We start from the raw sequence: 16,778 nt of genomic DNA, 5'->3' as shown, positions 1-16,778 counted from the left end.
TCAATGAATGCTAAATCGAACCTTTTACTCTTTCATCCTGTGACTATAAGTGAGCCCCAAATGAACACATCGACCTATGCAATACGTAACACAGTTAACGCCACATTGAAGGCCTCGTCTAAAATCAGCCTAGCCGCCACCTTGTTGCTGGCGGGACTTAGCGCGGTCAATGCTGCGCCATTGCAAGTGAGCCATTTTAATCCGGGCGAAAACAGTATCTTTGCCGTGTCATCAAGCTTTATCAGCGGCGAGCGTGAAATGATGCTAGTCGATGCGCAATTTCAAAATAACGATGCCCAAACATTGGTCGACACCATCAAAGCCAGCGGTAAAAAGCTGACTCAGGTGTATATCAGCCATAGCGATCCTGATTTCTATTTCGGCTTAGCCGTGATTAAAAAGAATTTCCCCGATGCACAAATCGTCGCGACTCAAACCACTGTCGATGCGATTAAAGCCTCAATGGAAGGCAAACTCGCCTACTGGGGGCCGATTTTAAAAGATAATGCGCCAAGCGAATTAGTGTTACCTAAGGCGATTCACAGTGACACTTTTACTATCGACGGTGAGCAAGTGATTATCAAAGGTTTTAATGATAAACACCCTAAACACACTTTCCTGTGGGTGCCATCGGCAAAAACCATTACAGGTGGCGTGGAAGTATTTGATAACACGCATGTTTGGATGGCTGACACTCAAACAGCCTCTGAGCGTCAGGAATGGTTAACCCATTTAGATGCAATGGAAAAACTGCTGCCGACCACAGTGATCCCAGGGCACTATTTAGGCAAAGCGCGATTTAATACCCACGCCATCGGTTTTACTCGTGAATATGTAAAAGCCTTTGAAATCGCTGCAAAAGCCTCGAAAGATTCAGCTGAATTAATCCAAAAGATGCTGGCGCTATACCCACAAATGCCAGCCGATGCAGGGCTTGAGATCAGCGCCAAAGTTTACATGGGCGAAATGACCTGGCCTATGTAAGCCCAGCCATATCTATCTAGGCGATTAGGTACAGCTAGTTAAGTGCAAACAGTTAAAGACAGGCACGTATTCGATTGCGTGCCACTTTTTTAGCTAAATAACGGTACCAACCTAACTATTTTAATCGATTTTCTCAAAGGGTTTAAGTCGCTAATGTCGCGACGAACTTAAGCCAAAAGGTTTAACACTATGACTCAGCCAACAACTCATCCAACTAGCACAACCAGCAGCACAGCAACGGCCAAAGAGCGCACTCTGCACGCCATTATCGACCCTTTATGTGGCTGGTGTTATGCCGCAGCGCCTTTACTCGATGCCGCCGCAAAAGCAGGCTTTACCATTAAGCTCCACGGCGGCGGTATGCTCACAGGCCCAAGACGTAAACAAATCGATGCTAACTGGCGCGACTATGTTATGCCCCACGATCTGCGTATTGCCGAGCTAACTGGACAACCTTTTGGGGAAAACTATTTTGATGGTCTGCTGCGCGATACCACAATCGTACTCGACTCGGCGCCTCCTATTAAAGCCATGCTCGCAGTCGATGCTATGGGTGGCGACAGTTTGGCCTATCTACACTCAGTACAACTGGCCCATTACCGTGATGGTCACAGCGCCAGTGATGAAGGTAATCTCGCAAGGTTAGCCGCTGAACTTGGGCTCGACCCTATAGGCTTTGCGCAACATTATGCCCAAGGTGAAGACAAGCTATATGAGCATATTGTTGAATCTAGAGCATTACTGAATCTGATGGGTGCCCAAGGCTTCCCTTCAATGGCTATAGAGGATGATGACGGCAACATCACCGCCATTAATATCAACCGCTTTTATGGCCAACCCGCCCAGTGGTTAAGCCATCTTGAAGCACAGTTTGAGTCGTAATCATGCCAACGCTTAATAGTGTTCCAACAAGCTCTTTAGTGAGTGAGCCTGCTCAGTTAAATCTTATCGAAACAGCAAGGCAAACTGATGCGAATCTTGCACTTGTCAAAAGTACTTACGAGGGACATAGCTCAGCCGAAAATGCTAAAAATCTTGAGCATGCACTGGCAAATGACGCACGCTGGACAGAGGCGGCAGGTTTTCCCTATGCGGGCACTTACATAGGTTTTAGCGCGATAGCCGCCAATGTGTTCGCCCGCCTCGAAAAAGAATGGAATAACTATCGCGTCGATATCGAAGACTATGTGGCGCAGGGTGATAAGGTTTTTGCCTTCGGCACTTATTCAGGTACCTATGTCAAAACGGGCAAGTATTTTAGCGCCCGAGTCGCCCATTTATGGAAAATACACAGCGGAAAAATCGTCAGTTTCGAGCAGTTTGTTGATAGTTATACCGTCGTCAATGCCATGTAACTGCCAATACAATGTAACGACAGTCATGCACTTATAGACATGCAATGATGGAATAACTGAATAACGAGGCGGACAAGTTTACTTTAGCCAGCCTCACGACTTGCCGATGTTAAGCCTTATCCGTATGATTTAGTGTTTTGAATAGGTTGAGCACTTGACATTAAGTACTTAAGATTAAGCACTTGTGATTAAGCGTTTGGATTAAGCGCTTGAAATTGAATTCGTCAAGCTGCACGTTGAAGACTCATCAACTCAAGTGTCTAAAATGACAGAATGAATAACTAAAACAAGAACAAGGATGCGGTCTAATGCGAATCAATTCGATGCCAGTCGGGGCTCATCCAATCACGCTATCTATGACGCGACTTAGCCGAGCCAGCCAATGGATACTCAAGCAACAGAGAAAATTCACGCCCCTGTTATGGCTTGTCACCGCACTCCCCTTTACCTCACTGGCGTTGACCTCATTAGCGGCCAATGCAAGTGAAGCCGAGCTAGAGCTAAAAGTTCAAGAAAACAGCGTCACCGATGGCCCTTATGTGTTTTTAGATGACACTCAAAAGGACACTGCCTATTGGATTTGCCAGAGTGAGCTAAAACAAACGCCGATTGCGAAGGCGCAGTTAACTCGCCCTGCCAGTTGCGGAGAATTACCCCAACCGCACCTTCATACACAAACTGTCACGGTTGAACCAGATACCTTTACCCATATCAGCAAAATTGTCGCCCTTAGCGATGTACACGGCCAGTTTGATGTAATGATTAACTTGCTAAAAGCCCATCAGATTATCGACAAAGATAACCACTGGGCCTTTGGTGACGGTCATATGGTGATGACGGGCGACATGTTTGACCGTGGTCATCAAGTCAATGAAGTATTGTGGTTTTTATATTCCTTAGACCAAGAAGCCCAAGCTGCGGGCGGACGCTTACATCTACTCATGGGCAATCACGAGCAAATGGTGTTTCGCGGCGACTTACGCTACGTCAACGAACGCTATCAAGTCTCGGCAGATTTACTCAAACGCAGCTACGATGCGCTCTACAACAAAGACACCGAAATAGGCCAATGGCTTCGCAGCAAACATACCTTAGTCAAAATCAATAATATCTTGTTTATGCACGGTGGCATCAGCCCTGAATGGGTCGAGCGTAAATTAAATATCAGCGATGCTAACCAATTATTTCGTCAGCATTTAGATGATAAAAAAGCCGATTTAAAGCAAGACGATTTACTCAACTTTTTGTTTTTTACCAATGGTCCAACTTGGTATCGTGGCTACTTTAAAGATGAACTGAAAGAGTCAGATATCGATAGCATACTGAGCTATTTCAAGGTCGATCATATCGTCGTAGGGCACACATCGCAGGAACAAGTTCTTGGGCTTTATCATAATAAAATCATTGCGATAGATAGCAGCATTAAGAATGGTAAATCCGGTGAGCTGTTACTTATCGACGCCGGCAAACTCCGCCGAGGTTTGTATCAGGGTGAGCAGGTTTCGCTATAACCTGCCTCACTAATATCTTTTGCCCCAATACGTGCATGAGCTAGCGCCTTAATGCATGAATAAGTTAGGGCGCGAATGTATAAATAAGTAAAGGTAAAATGGACGCCCACCATGGTACTCAATCGGCATAACACTCAATCGTATGGCTCTCAATATACGCTCATCTTAATATCCATAAGTTCGCCTGTTTTAATTAACTCTGACTATACTCAAGCCAAGTGCGACTCACCTCACTGCTGGAGTAGAAATGGGGAAGAAATTACTCAGATTATCTAGCTTTTGCTTGTTTCTATTCAGCTTCTATCCCCCAGCATTTGCGGGGCGAGAACTCCATTTAGTCGCCACTAACTATCCTCCTTTTTATGCCGATGCTTTACCTGAACAGAGCGGCGTTGCGCAAGTCGTCAAAGAAGCTTTTAAACGTCAAGGTTACACTGCCAGTCTCAAGTTTTATCCCTTCGCCCGCGCGGCTTTACTCGTTAAAACTGGCCAAGCTGATGGCATCATTGGGCTCTGGTATCGTAAAGAGCGCGAGCAATGGGCCCAATATTCCGCACCTATCCAACCCGTACAAATTGTGTTTTATAAACGTAAAGATTCACCGCTGAGTTTCAGTCAACTTTCAGATCTTAAACCTTTCACTATCGGTATAGGTCGCGGTTACGCTAATCCACCAGAAATCTTCGCCGCTGGGCTTACCACAGAGGAAGGAAATTCGGATGAGATGAATCTCAAAAAGCTGTTTTTAAAGCGTATTGACTTAGTCTTGATTGGCCATAACTTAGCGAGGTATTTAATTAAAAAAGGACCAAGTGAATATGAGGGGGCCTTTGAGCAAGTCGGCCAACCCATAGCGACTGAGGTATTTCATTTAGGGATCTCTTTGGCTATGGCGGATCATCCGCAGTTAGTGACAGATTTTAATCAAGGTTTAGAGAGTATGCGACGCGATGGACGATTAGCGGCAATTTTAAGCCAATATCCTCAGGTTGAAACGACTCAAGCGCCGATTGAAAAAACGCGAACTGAAGTCCATCCCTAAAGTCCGTCCAGCTTTTAAAAAGCAATAGCAGTACAAAAAAACAGCAAAACCCTCGTTGAATTGTGCACAATGCTCAAAAAACACAATTTCTTTCATTTTCGTTCGCTTACCTTTACAAACTTTTACCCAACTGGCGTACGTTATTCACTAGAATAGCGCCATTAGAGCGATTACCTTTTTAAACTGCCTTTGCGCGAGATAATAATTACAATGAAAAAAACCATTATTGCCATTGCCCTGCTTGCGATTATCGCCACAGCGGTGAGTTTTAGTGATGTCCTTCAAGCGGCTAAACCCGAGAACGCGCCACATCTTATGCGTACCGTTCCTGTGGTCACGGGTGAAGTGATTGAATATCCATTAGCGCAATCTATCTCTCTTATCGGCAAACTCGCGGCTGAACGTGCAGTGATCATTGCACCGCAAGTCACAGGTAAGATTAAACAAGTCGCAGTGACCTCAAACCAAGCGGTGAAAAAAGGCCAATTACTGATCGAACTCGATGATATGAAAGCCCAAGCCGCCGTCGCCGAGGCCAATGCTTTCCTCAATGATGAAAAACGTAAACTCAAAGAATTTGAAAAACTGATCAGCCGTAACGCTATTACCCAAACCGAGATTGACGCACAAAAAGCCAGTGTTGATATCGCCCAAGCACGCTTATCTTCCGCACAAGCAGATTTACATTACCACTCGCTGATAGCGCCTTTTGCAGGTAATACTGGCCTGATTAATTTCAGCGAAGGCAAGATGGTCAGCATGGGCACTGAGTTGATGTCGCTAGATGATTTGTCCAGCATGCGCCTCGACTTACAAGTGCCTGAGCATTTCCTATCGCAACTGAGTATTGGCATGCAAGTATCAGCCACCAGTCGCGCTTGGCCGAATGAAATCTTTACTGGCAAAATGGTAGCTATCGATCCCCGCGTCAATGAGGAAACCTTAAACCTCAAAGTACGAGTGCTATTCGATAATCCAAAGAAACGCTTAAAACCGGGCATGATGATGTCGTCAACCATCACCTTCCCAGCGATTTCAGCACCTATGGTGCCAGTGCAAGCTCTTGAATATTCAGGAACTAAACGTTACGTATACGTAGTTAGCGCCGACCACATTGCCCACCGCACAGAAGTGACACTCGGGGCACGTATCGATAACCAAGTCTTAATCGAAAGCGGTTTAAACATAGGTGACAAAGTCGTGGTACAGGGCTTAGTCAATATGCGCGATGGCCTGCAAATCAATGAAGTCACGCTCGATAATAAAGCCTCAGCCCGTGCAACAGAGCTTTCAGGTCCTAAAGCAACGGAGACGAAATAATGTGGTTATCCGATGTTTCGGTTAAACGCCCTGTCGTTGCCATCGTTTTAAGCTTACTGCTATGTGTATTCGGCATAGTGTCGTTCACTAAACTGTCGATACGAGAAATGCCCGACGTCGAAAGCCCTGTGGTCACCATCAGCACCAGTTACTCGGGTGCGTCGGCGGCGATTATGGAAAGCCAGATCACTAAGACTTTAGAAGATGAGCTAACAGGGATCAGTGGTATTGACGAAATCACCTCGACCACACGTAACGGTAGCTCGCGTATCACAGTTAAATTCCTCCTCGGTTGGAACTTAACCGAAGGGGTCAGCGATGTGCGTGATGCAGTGGCCCGCGCCCAACGCAGGCTCCCAGAAGATGCAAAAGATCCTGTCGTCTCAAAAGACAACGGCTCCGGCGAACCCTCAGTCTATGTGAACTTAAGCTCGAGTGTGATGGACCGCACTCAATTAACGGACTACGCCCAGCGAGTACTCGAGGACAAATTCAGCTTAATCAGCGGCGTGAGTTCTATCAGCATTTCCGGCGGCTTGTATAAGGTCATGTACGTCAAGCTCAGACCCGAACAAATGGCAGGACGTAATGTTACCGCAACGGATATTATCAACGCCCTGCGTAAAGAGAACATCGAAACACCCGGCGGCCAAGTGCGTAACGACACCACTGTGATGTCGGTGCGTACCAAACGCTTGTACTACACGCCGAAGGATTTCGACTATCTTGTGGTGCGTACCGCCAGCGATGGCACGGCTATCTACTTAAAAGATGTCGCCGATGTGGCTGTTGGCGCACAAAACGAAAACTCGACCTTCAAAAGCGACGGCATAGTTAACATCAGTTTAGGCATTATTGCCCAGTCCGATGCCAACCCTCTGCTCGTTGCCAAAGAAGTACATAAAGAAGTTGATCGCGTACAAGACTTCCTGCCCGAAGGCACTAGCCTAGTGGTCGACTTCGACTCGACCGTATTTATCGACCGCTCGATTAACGAAGTGTATAGCACCCTTTATGTCACGGGCGCCTTGGTCGTACTCGTGCTGTATATCTTCATTGGACAAGCACGAGCAACGTTAATCCCAGCGGTGACGGTTCCAGTATCTTTGATCTCGGCATTTATCGCCGCCAACATGCTAGGTTATTCGATTAATCTACTGACATTGATGGCATTAATCCTCTCCATCGGTCTAGTGGTGGATGATGCGATTGTGGTGGTTGAAAACATTTTCCACCATATCGAAAAAGGTGAAGAGCCCTTACTCGCCGCCTATAAAGGTACTCGAGAAGTGGGCTTTGCCGTTATCGCCACTACGGCGGTACTGGTGATGGTATTCCTCCCAATTTCATTTATGGAGGGCATGGTCGGACTACTATTTACCGAGTTCTCCGTGATGCTGGCGGTGTCAGTGCTGTTCTCCTCCTTAGTGGCACTCACACTTACGCCTGTACTAAGCAGTAAATTACTCAAAGCCAACGTCAAACCGAATCGCTTTAATCGTTGGGTCGACAGCGGCTTTGCTCGCATGGAAAGCGTTTATCGCGTCGCCGTGACTCGAGCGATTAAACTCCGCCTGCTCGCACCGCTAGTTATCCTCGCTTGTATCGGCGGCAGCGCTTGGTTAATGCAACAAGTACCGTCACAGCTTGCGCCGCAGGAAGACCGCGGCGTGTTGTTCGCCTTTATTAAAGGCGCCGAAGGCACCAGTTATAACCGTATGACAGCCAACATGGACATAGTCGAAGACAGACTCATGCCCTTGCTCGGTAAAGGTGTGCTGCGATCCTTCAGCGTACAAGCTCCCGCCTTTGGTGGCCGTGCTGGCGATCAAACTGGCTTTGTCATCATGCAGCTAGAAGATTGGGAACACCGCGATGTGACAGCGCAGCAAGCCCTTGGAATTATTAGCAATGCCTTAAAGGATATTCCAGATGTAATGGTTCGCCCTATGATGCCAGGCTTTAGAGGGCAATCGAGCGAACCGGTGCAATTTGTACTTGGTGGTTCGGACTATGCCGAACTGTTTAAGTGGGCGCAGATATTGAAAGAAGAGGCTAACGCTAGCCCTATGATGGAAGGGGCTGACTTAGACTATGCAGAAACAACGCCAGAACTCATTGTTACTGTCGATAAAGAGCGCGCCGCAGAACTGGGGATCAGTGTCGACCAAGTATCGGAAACCTTAGAAGTCATGCTGGGTGGCCGTACCGAAACGACCTTTGTTGATCGAGGCGAAGAATACGATGTGTATTTACGCGGTGATGAAAACAGTTTCAATAATGTCGGTGACCTGAGCCAAATCTACATGCGGTCAGCTAAGGGCGAATTAGTCACTCTCGATACTGTCACTCATATAGAAGAAATTGCCTCTGCACAAAGATTAAGCCACACCAATAAGCAAAAATCGATCACCCTCAAGGCTAACGTCAGTGAAGGTTACACCTTAGGTGAAGGCTTAAAGTTCCTTGACGCTAAAGCCATTGAACTATTACCTAAGGATATTTCGATTGGTTATACGGGCGAATCCAAAGACTTTAAAGAAAACCAAAGCAGTATCTTTATCGTATTTGGTTTAGCTTTACTGGTTGCCTACTTAGTATTAGCCGCACAGTTTGAGAGCTTTATCAACCCGTTAGTGGTGATGTTTACTGTGCCTATGGGTGTATTCGGTGGTTTCTTAGGACTACTGATCACGAGCCAAGGGATCAACATCTACAGCCAGATAGGCATGATCATGTTAATTGGTATGGTGACTAAAAACGGTATCCTCATCGTGGAATTTGCCAACCAATTGCGCGACCGCGGCTTTGAACTCGATAAAGCCATTATCGATGCGTCATCCCGTCGTTTACGGCCAATCCTAATGACAGCCTTCACCACCTTAGTGGGTGCTGTACCGTTAATTTTCTCGACGGGCGCGGGCTCAGAAAGCCGTATCGCTGTAGGTACTGTAGTGTTCTTCGGAATGGCGTTTGCGACCTTTGTGACCTTACTGGTGATCCCCGCCATGTATCGATTAATCTCGGCCACAACGCACTCTCCTGGTTATGTTGAAGCTAAGCTCGAAGCGGCGATTAAAGCACAAGAGTTAGCGGCACAAGAGGCGGCCGCAAAGCAGCAGGAACTCGCACCTAAAGCCTAGCGCTAATAATAACTGCAGAAGATCACAGAACAAAAAGCCAAGACACTCAGTGTCTTGGCTTTTTTATTGGTGTCTTAATCAAGTTTCTTTCCCTACATAGGATATTGGGAATTTATCTATCCAATCACAACACAATTTCGGCCAGCGGATTTAGCGCTATACAACGCACTGTCTACCCGGAAAAGTGCGCTGCGCAGACTCTCATTATCTTGAACACAGATACAGCCAAAACTCATAGTCAAATTCAGTTGTTTATCTTGATAGAAAAAATCCGTCGACGCTAAATCTAAACGTAATTGCTCTGCAATTTGATATGTTTCATCTAAGGAGTAACCTTGTAAAACAATCAAGAATTCTTCACCTCCCCAACGTGCAATACAAGCAGCGGATTGCTGTAGCCCTTCAAGTAACCTTGCAACTTGTACTAAGACATCATCCCCACATAAATGACCAAACGTGTCATTAATGGCTTTGAAATAATCGACATCGCACATTAATAAGCAAAGGTCAGAGCCATTTGTGGTACTTAAGGCATTCTCCAACACTGCTTCCGCTTTACGGCGATTAGCGAGTCCAGTCAACACATCGGTATTAGACAAAGTTTGATTTTCATCAATAAGCAATTGTAAATCATGGATATCTCTCATCGTTACTATATGCAAGTCCGATTGATTCTCTGTGGTAATTTGTGCCGTGATCAAAAACCAACGGTACTCACCGTTACGACAAAGAATGCGAGCCTGCATTTCAGCCGTATCGATTCCTGCATTGATACTGCTTTCAACAATTTTTGCCCATCCTTCAACCATAGCTTGGCGCACTAAAGGATCTGGATACACAGTATTAAACCAAGCATCCATATCGGGAATATCGACTAATGTGTAGCCAATCTGTTCGATAAAGGCATGATTAACAAAACGATGGATCCGCTGTATACGGCCAGACATCTCATTCATGCGTGATTCTGAAAGCAGGATTGGAATAGGAATGAAATCTAAGCTTTTAAAGAGAATTACCTCACTGGTATTGCGTGCTGTCATTAACCTTCTCCGCTCAAATTCCAGACAAAGATCTGTTATCACATCCCAAACCTAATTGGGGCTAAAAGATGATAGATAAAATATAATTTAACGTTTGAATTTATTCAGAATTCAATCAAATACAACACGGTTACGGCCATCATTTTTAGCTTTATATAAAACGCTATCAACCCGAAATAATAGACTATGCAAGCTTTCAGCAACTTGATGCCCGACACACCCAAAACTCATGGTCAAATGCATATGCTGGCCATAGGATTGGTAATCCGTGGATTCAATATCACAACGCAACTTCTCGGCAAGCTCTATAGCGACTTCAAGTTCAGTGTTTTCCAGCACGATCAGAAACTCTTCCCCTCCCCAACGTGCGACACAGGAGGCAGAGGGGACATAGCGCTTAAGCTGATCCGCTACTAATTTAAGCACATCATCCCCACACAAATGACCAAAGTTATCATTGATACTCTTAAAAAAATCGATATCACACATCACTAAACAGAGTGAACCTTGTGCATCGGCACTGTGTTCTATGGCTAAAGCGAGGAGCTGTTCCACTTGACGACGATTGGCAAGTCCCGTCAGTAAATCAGTATTAGACTGTCGCTTGTTATCCTCAATCAGTAACTGCAACTGATGAACATCTCTCATAGTGACTATGTTTAAGTTTGATTGATTTTCTGTGGTAATTTGAGCTGTGATTAAAAACCAACGATATTCACCATTGCCACAGCGAAGGTAAGTTTGAAAACCTGCGGTGCTCAGCCCCTGTTTTTCACTTACATACACAGCCCTATCCCAATCAAACATCGCTTTATCTCGAAGGATTGGCTCGGGATAAACAGTATTAAACCAAGATTCAATATCGGGTATGTCCGACATGGTATAACCCAATTGCTCAATAAATGCATGATTCATAAATCTATGCACCCTATGAGTGCTTGGGCGACGTCCTTCAACGTCCAAGGCCTCAGATAATAGAACTGGGATAGGTATATAATTTAAACTTTTGAATAATAAGACTTCACTATCTTCTGAAAAAAGTCGACGCATCCGTATCTCCCCATACAACGAATAACATAGAGATAACATTTAGTGTGATAGAACCACATATGATTTGTGAGGACAAGAACTCACTTAGGCTGTCGTCGATATAAAAACGCTACAATCGCACATCGTAAAATCAGAAAGTGACTTTGAGTACATCTAAAATGATGGAATGACAATTACTTAAGAAAAGCCTAATGAAAAGTGTTTGTTTGAAAAGACATTGATTCCCTTTGTTCGGATGCTCGTTTTTCGTACTACTCAGTAGTAACAATATTCAATAGAAACTTTGAGATGATGGGATTTAGCGAAAGAATAGATGCGTAAACGTCACCATTCATAACTCTCTGCTTATGAATAGACTGTGGTCTACTCAATGATGAAGTTAACTTTACTTCCTGCCATGCCTCGATTGATTTCGACTGCAGCCCAAGAGGCAGCAAAGCAGCAGGAACTCGCACCTAAAACCTAGCTTTTCACGTCTATACAAAATGTAGAAATTACATAGAAAAGCCAAGGTACTTAGTATCTTGGCTTTTCATTTGCGTCTTAAGCGTTTTTTGCTTTATTGGCTAAGCCTAAAAGTAAACCTAAGCCAACGCAAAGCAGTGCACTTAACGTAATCACAATACCTAAATGGTGGATGATTCCCGCGCCGCCTAAACCTAATCCCAACAGAATATAATAAAATAGTCCAAAGAGTGCGCCAGCAGAGCCCGCATAGGTGCGGTAGTTTGCCAGAGCAGAGCTTAGTATGTTCGGAATTGCGATACCGTAAGCCATCACAATCAATAGCATAGGGGCTAGAAAGTAAACATTATTCAGCCCAATAAAGGTCGATTGAAGGAGCCAAATGCCCAGTCCACCGACAAGTGCAATAGCACTGGCTAAGCGAACGAGTTGTGCGCTGGTGTGGCCTCGACCCAGCATTATTTTATTAACATAACTACCAAGGAAAGCACCAAAGCCTAACAGTAAGCCACTAGTACCAAACGCGAGTGTCGATAAGCCTTGCGCCTCAAACATAAATGGCGCCAGTGAAAAGTAGCTAAACCACATTAGGTTAAACGCCGCCACCAACAAGCTGCTCTTAATAATCTCGCTGTCGGTAAGCATCTTAATCGCTAACTCGCCTATCGCGATTTTCTGGGTATGTGTGGGTTTGGTTTCGGGTAAAGATTTTACCGACAAAAACAGCAGCACAATTGCAGAGACCATGAGTGCGGCAAACACACCTTGATATCCCCAATACGCACTGAGGATACTGCCCAATAGCAATCCGATGACAGGGCTTATCCCAAGTGACATTCCCATCACAGAAAAGACTTTGGCTAATTCTTCGCCGCTATAACTGTCACGCATCATAGTTTGGGTAATCACAGAACCCACTGCCGCGCCAAAAGCCGACAATATGCGGGCCAGCAACAACAGGCTAAAATCGCTCACCATCAAGGCTAACGCAGAGCCAATGGCATAACATACTAATCCCGCGAGCATAGCTTTACGGCGACCAATAATGTCGGCTAAGCGGCCCCAGCAAAATACGCCGATAGCAAAAGCAATAAAGTACACAGATAAGGTTTGCGATGCGCCAGCAATCGACACTGCAAAGTGTTCTGCAATATTAGGCAACGCTGGGCTATAGATTGTTTCCATAATTTGCGGAAACATCATTAGCAGCACAGCGAGCCCTAAAGGGAGTTTTATATTCATGATTTTTAGTCCATTTCAGCACTCCAACAAATGAGTTGGTTTACCGAAATGTCACTCCATACTTGTAAAAGATGGCGCAGTATAGATAAAATCCAAATGTGACAACTAACAACACTTAGACAAAAAACATCAAAAATAGGACAAGATGGCCTTTATTCAACCCGAACAACTATTTAATCCAGATCTGCTGGATAATCTGGTTATTGGCATTGCCGCCGATATGGGCGAACACGACTCGGGAATGCATCACCACAGGAAGGCGCAACTGCTCTACGCCCCCACAGGCGTGATGAGATTCACCCTAGCCGATACTCAAATGGTGTTACCGCCAACGCGTGCGGCTTGGTTGCCAGCTGGCGTTAAGCACAGCGTCACCATGCGTAATGTGGTTGCCTATCGCTCACTCTACTTTGAACCAGAAACCGTCACTTTATTGCCCGATAAAGTCACTATTTTCCATGTAAATCCGCTACTCAAAGCCTTAATCGACACTATGTCGTTTTGGCCTTGGGACAAACCAAGAAGCACTCAATACAATGTCTTTTTGCTGCTCTGCGAAGAATTGGGCAATGCCACGGAAGAAAATCTGGCTTTACCCCTCCCACAGGATAAACGTTTAACAACCTGGCTAGCGCAACTACAGCAAGATCAAAAACCGCCAGCCAATCTTAAGGATATGGCAGTAGAAATCGGTGCCAGTGAACGCACAATTAGCCGCATTTTTAGCGCGCAGACGGGCATGGCTTATCAAGCCTGGCGCCAGCAATGGCGCTTACTTGCGGCCATAGAACAATTAGCAACGGGAACCTCGGTGGCGCAGGTGGGCTTTAATTTACAATTTTCCAGCGACAGTGCCTTTATCAGCTTTTTTAAGCAATATACTGGCACCACACCGGCACAATATTTCAAATAAGTACTGGCTCGCCTGACTTACAATCGTCGAATCGAGCCTTGTCTCATATGCACTTTCATGACGCTAGCTGCGACGTTAAGCTTTCACCGCTGGCGTGGCAGAAGACTTAAACCAAACAAGCGGTTTTTGACGGCGCGTTAACATGTTTCCGAGCGCGACCAGCAAGAGTCCCACGCTTGAATACCAAGTCCACTGATAATCCTCAAACACACTCGATACACTTAACGCCACCACAGGGGTTATCACCAACAGATACGCAGCGGCATTAGCGCCAATTCGCTCAACCAAGATCAAATAAGCGGTAAAGCCAATCACTGAGGCGATAACAGCTAAGTAAAACAAGCTGCCAAGATAGCTGGTTGTCAGCGGTAAACTAAAGCTTAAATCTTTAAACCAGATGATGAGCAGTAACGCCGCACTGCCATAGCACATGGCATAGGCTGTTGAGGTAAAGGGCGACATATTATCGCGCGAGTTGCGCATACTGATCATGTTACCAATCGAGAAAAACCACGTACCTAACAGCGAAAACAATAAGCCCCACACTAAATTTTGTGACCACTGAGTCGCGAGCAAATCGGCACCAAAGAGTAAGCTAATGCCCCCCAGACCGACACCGACGCCTAACCAAAAATTACGACTAGTTGGCGTACCGTAAAAAATGCGGCCATGTATCGCATTAAAAATGGGGGCAGTGGCCATAATCACCGCCGTTAAACCGCTGGCGATATAATGGGTTGCGGTATAAAACGCGATAAAGTTCAAACAAAATAGACACACGCCTTGTAGTGCAAACCAAGGATGCTGCCTAAGCTTTACCGCTTGCAGCTTGTTAAAGGCAAAGCCAATGGCGAACATCAAGAGACTCGCAATCGCAAACCGATAGAAAATCGAGACTTCCGTCGCCACCTCACCGTGCTGCCACTTAATGGCAATCCACGAAAAACCCCACACAAAAATCATCAGCAAATACATCACAGCAGCCATAATGAGTCCCCTACACCTTCATAAAATGCTTAATAAGGCAGACTATACAGCGATGGCTTTCGTCCTTATGTCACCATCTTGTTGGCCATAACACGATATTGCGGTTTTAATCGCGAACGGACGTTGAGCCACGCCCATAAGTGCGATAATTTGGACTGACAAAATGCTTAGCCAGTGAGATAACAAGGACCCATGGAGCCCAAATACATCAGTTTTGATAAATCCGCCAAAACCTGTATTCGTAAACAAGCGATTACGGAGGATTTATCTTGGGCCCATTATCAAAATGCGGGCGAGCGTCTGTATTACCAAAACGATGCACAACATACGCTGAGCATGTACTGGATGGCGGCTACGAAACCCACAGAACCGATATCAAGGCAGACTATGGCGCGCCCAGTAAGTTTTGCCTTATGCCCCAAGGCTGCCAAAGCCATTGGCAACTGGGACAACCGCAGCAGTTTATGCATTTGTATTTTAGCGATGAACATCTTAAAAAATTGGCGGTGCGAGTCTTTGATAAAGATCCACGCCAAGTGCGTTTACCTGAGTTGACCTTTGTCGATAATCCGAGATTAGAGGCGCTGTTTCGGCACCAAGTTGCCGAGCTCGATTGGCAGACGAGTGATCAGCATCTGATGATGGAACAAGTAACCGACACTGTGCTGGTGACTTTGCTGCAAAGTTCCGGCTTTAATTTGTCGGTGGGGTCAATTAAGGGTGGGCTCGCACCTAAAGTGGCTAAAGCGATCAAAGAGTTTATTCATTGCCATTCCCATCGGCAGATTTACTTGTCTGAGTTGGCCGAGCTTGCCCAACTGAGCGAGTACCATTTTTGTCGCATGTTTAAATGCCAATTTGCGATGACGCCGCAGGAGTATTTGCTGCAAGTGCGCATTGAAAAGGTCAAACAAAGCTTGAGCCATTCAACGCAATCCTTGACCGATATCGCCCTCAATAATGGCTTTGCCAATCAAAGTCATATGGGGCGTTACTTAAAAAAACTCTGCGGCATGTCAACGGGCGAATATCAAAAATACCATAGAAGCTAACATACGCTTTGGGTTCACAATCTCGACGGCTGAACCCAACACTCTAACATCCTTGAAAACCCTATTGCCTCGATATGCTATAGTGCCCTTACTCCCCTAGCCGCTGGAAAACGCCTTGAAAAAAATCGCTTTATTTGTCGATGTACAAAACATCTATTACACCTGCCGCGAAGCCTATGGCCGCCAATTTAATTATCGTAAACTGTGGCAGCACTTAGGCTACGAGGGAGACATAGCGTTGGCCGTGGCTTATGCCATCCATAAAGGCGACGATGGGCAATTGAAATTCCAAGACGCACTAAAGCACATAGGTTTTGAGGTGAAGTTAAAACCGTTTATTCAGCGCAGCGATGGCTCAGCCAAAGGCGATTGGGACGTGGGGATCACCATAGATATTATGGAAGCGGCGAGTGAAGTGGATACAGTGATCTTATTGTCTGGTGATGGCGATTTCGATTTATTGCTGCAAAAAATTCATCAAAAGTATGGCGTTGAAACCCAAGTGTATGGCGTTCCTACCCTGACGGCTAAATCCTTAAGGGATGCAGCCTCTCAATTTCATCCCATAGATGAGGCGTTATTGCTCTAGTCACAAGACAAAAAATGCGGCTACTCATCACACTAACAGCATCAAACACCTTAGCCATATTTAAAGGCCACTTTTTGATAATACA

General features: G+C 45.6%; 13 protein-coding genes and 1 pseudogene. 10 read left to right on the top strand and 4 right to left on the bottom strand.

What is annotated here, in order from left to right; translation table 11 throughout:
* Positions 1 to 60: 60 nt before the first annotated feature.
* From L5M11_RS02520 to L5M11_RS02490, 7 genes are all read left to right on the top strand, one after another.
* The gene (locus L5M11_RS02520) at positions 61 to 984 is read left to right on the top strand and encodes an MBL fold metallo-hydrolase (protein WP_263186096.1); all 924 of its coding nucleotides are present in this window, start codon (positions 61 to 63) and stop codon (positions 982 to 984) included.
* A gap of 189 nt (positions 985 to 1,173) precedes the next feature.
* On the top strand, positions 1,174 to 1,866 hold the full coding sequence (locus L5M11_RS02515; protein ID WP_131523576.1) for a DsbA family protein: 693 nt from the start codon (positions 1,174 to 1,176) through the stop codon (positions 1,864 to 1,866).
* Between the two features lie 2 nt (positions 1,867 to 1,868).
* The gene (locus L5M11_RS02510; RefSeq protein WP_263186092.1) at positions 1,869 to 2,339 is read left to right on the top strand and encodes a nuclear transport factor 2 family protein; all 471 of its coding nucleotides are present in this window, start codon (positions 1,869 to 1,871) and stop codon (positions 2,337 to 2,339) included.
* Between the two features lie 308 nt (positions 2,340 to 2,647).
* On the top strand, positions 2,648 to 3,850 hold the full coding sequence (locus L5M11_RS02505; protein ID WP_263186090.1) for a metallophosphoesterase: 1,203 nt from the start codon (positions 2,648 to 2,650) through the stop codon (positions 3,848 to 3,850).
* Positions 3,851 to 4,097: 247 nt separating this feature from the next.
* Positions 4,098 to 4,892 (top strand): substrate-binding periplasmic protein, encoded by a 795-nt coding sequence (locus tag L5M11_RS02500; protein WP_263140189.1) that lies wholly within the window; start codon positions 4,098 to 4,100, stop codon positions 4,890 to 4,892.
* Between the two features lie 210 nt (positions 4,893 to 5,102).
* Positions 5,103 to 6,212, top strand: a complete 1,110-nt coding sequence (locus tag L5M11_RS02495; protein ID WP_198572920.1) for an efflux RND transporter periplasmic adaptor subunit — start codon at positions 5,103 to 5,105, stop codon at positions 6,210 to 6,212.
* On the top strand, positions 6,212 to 9,355 hold the full coding sequence (locus L5M11_RS02490; RefSeq protein WP_028761399.1) for a multidrug efflux RND transporter permease subunit: 3,144 nt from the start codon (positions 6,212 to 6,214) through the stop codon (positions 9,353 to 9,355). The genes L5M11_RS02495 and L5M11_RS02490 overlap by 1 nt, the downstream gene beginning before the upstream one ends.
* Positions 9,356 to 9,471: 116 nt before the next feature.
* Here L5M11_RS02490 and L5M11_RS02485 read toward each other — a convergent pair whose 3' ends face one another.
* From L5M11_RS02485 to L5M11_RS02475, 3 genes are all read right to left on the bottom strand, one after another.
* Complete coding sequence (locus tag L5M11_RS02485) at positions 9,472 to 10,395, bottom strand: GGDEF domain-containing protein (RefSeq protein WP_219254128.1); 924 nt, start codon at positions 10,393 to 10,395, stop codon at positions 9,472 to 9,474.
* Between the two features lie 111 nt (positions 10,396 to 10,506).
* The gene (locus L5M11_RS02480) at positions 10,507 to 11,310 is read right to left on the bottom strand and encodes a sensor domain-containing diguanylate cyclase (RefSeq protein WP_197018086.1); all 804 of its coding nucleotides are present in this window, start codon (positions 11,308 to 11,310) and stop codon (positions 10,507 to 10,509) included.
* Between the two features lie 678 nt (positions 11,311 to 11,988).
* Positions 11,989 to 13,152, bottom strand: coding sequence for a multidrug effflux MFS transporter (locus L5M11_RS02475; protein WP_263186088.1), 1,164 nt, complete (start codon positions 13,150 to 13,152; stop codon positions 11,989 to 11,991).
* A 145-nt stretch (positions 13,153 to 13,297) separates the two neighbouring features.
* Between L5M11_RS02475 and L5M11_RS02470 the strand changes: the two genes are divergently transcribed.
* On the top strand, positions 13,298 to 14,065 hold the full coding sequence (locus tag L5M11_RS02470) for an AraC family transcriptional regulator (RefSeq protein ID WP_263186086.1): 768 nt from the start codon (positions 13,298 to 13,300) through the stop codon (positions 14,063 to 14,065).
* A gap of 75 nt (positions 14,066 to 14,140) precedes the next feature.
* Here L5M11_RS02470 and L5M11_RS02465 read toward each other — a convergent pair whose 3' ends face one another.
* Positions 14,141 to 15,052, bottom strand: a complete 912-nt coding sequence (locus L5M11_RS02465) for a DMT family transporter (protein WP_263186084.1) — start codon at positions 15,050 to 15,052, stop codon at positions 14,141 to 14,143.
* Positions 15,053 to 15,244: 192 nt separating this feature from the next.
* On the opposite strand from L5M11_RS02465, the pseudogene L5M11_RS02460 reads away from it, so the two are divergent.
* Positions 15,245 to 16,104, top strand: a pseudogene (locus tag L5M11_RS02460) (helix-turn-helix transcriptional regulator).
* A gap of 115 nt (positions 16,105 to 16,219) precedes the next feature.
* Entirely contained in the window at positions 16,220 to 16,693 is a 474-nt protein-coding gene (locus tag L5M11_RS02455) for an NYN domain-containing protein (RefSeq protein WP_006082658.1), read from the top strand.
* Positions 16,694 to 16,778 lie beyond the last annotated feature (85 nt).

This window comes from Shewanella sp. SM87 (assembly GCF_025653705.1).
Classification (GTDB): Bacteria; Pseudomonadota; Gammaproteobacteria; order Enterobacterales; family Shewanellaceae; genus Shewanella; species Shewanella oncorhynchi.
The sequence above is the reverse complement of the archived record's forward strand: the minus strand, read 5'-3'. Positions and strand labels throughout refer to the sequence as shown.

Coding starts and splice junctions, on each gene's coding strand:
- L5M11_RS02510 (WP_263186092.1), top strand. CDS start 1,869: ATGCCAACGCTTAATAGTGTTCCAACAAGCTCTTTAGTGAGTGAGCCT.
- L5M11_RS02470 (WP_263186086.1), top strand. CDS start 13,298: ATGGCCTTTATTCAACCCGAACAACTATTTAATCCAGATCTGCTGGAT.
- L5M11_RS02465 (WP_263186084.1), bottom strand. CDS start 15,052: ATGGCTGCTGTGATGTATTTGCTGATGATTTTTGTGTGGGGTTTTTCG.
- L5M11_RS02475 (WP_263186088.1), bottom strand. CDS start 13,152: ATGAATATAAAACTCCCTTTAGGGCTCGCTGTGCTGCTAATGATGTTT.
- L5M11_RS02495 (WP_198572920.1), top strand. CDS start 5,103: ATGAAAAAAACCATTATTGCCATTGCCCTGCTTGCGATTATCGCCACA.
- L5M11_RS02515 (WP_131523576.1), top strand. CDS start 1,174: ATGACTCAGCCAACAACTCATCCAACTAGCACAACCAGCAGCACAGCA.
- L5M11_RS02500 (WP_263140189.1), top strand. CDS start 4,098: ATGGGGAAGAAATTACTCAGATTATCTAGCTTTTGCTTGTTTCTATTC.
- L5M11_RS02505 (WP_263186090.1), top strand. CDS start 2,648: ATGCGAATCAATTCGATGCCAGTCGGGGCTCATCCAATCACGCTATCT.
- L5M11_RS02520 (WP_263186096.1), top strand. CDS start 61: ATGAACACATCGACCTATGCAATACGTAACACAGTTAACGCCACATTG.
- L5M11_RS02490 (WP_028761399.1), top strand. CDS start 6,212: ATGTGGTTATCCGATGTTTCGGTTAAACGCCCTGTCGTTGCCATCGTT.
- L5M11_RS02480 (WP_197018086.1), bottom strand. CDS start 11,310: ATGAATCATGCATTTATTGAGCAATTGGGTTATACCATGTCGGACATA.
- L5M11_RS02485 (WP_219254128.1), bottom strand. CDS start 10,395: ATGACAGCACGCAATACCAGTGAGGTAATTCTCTTTAAAAGCTTAGAT.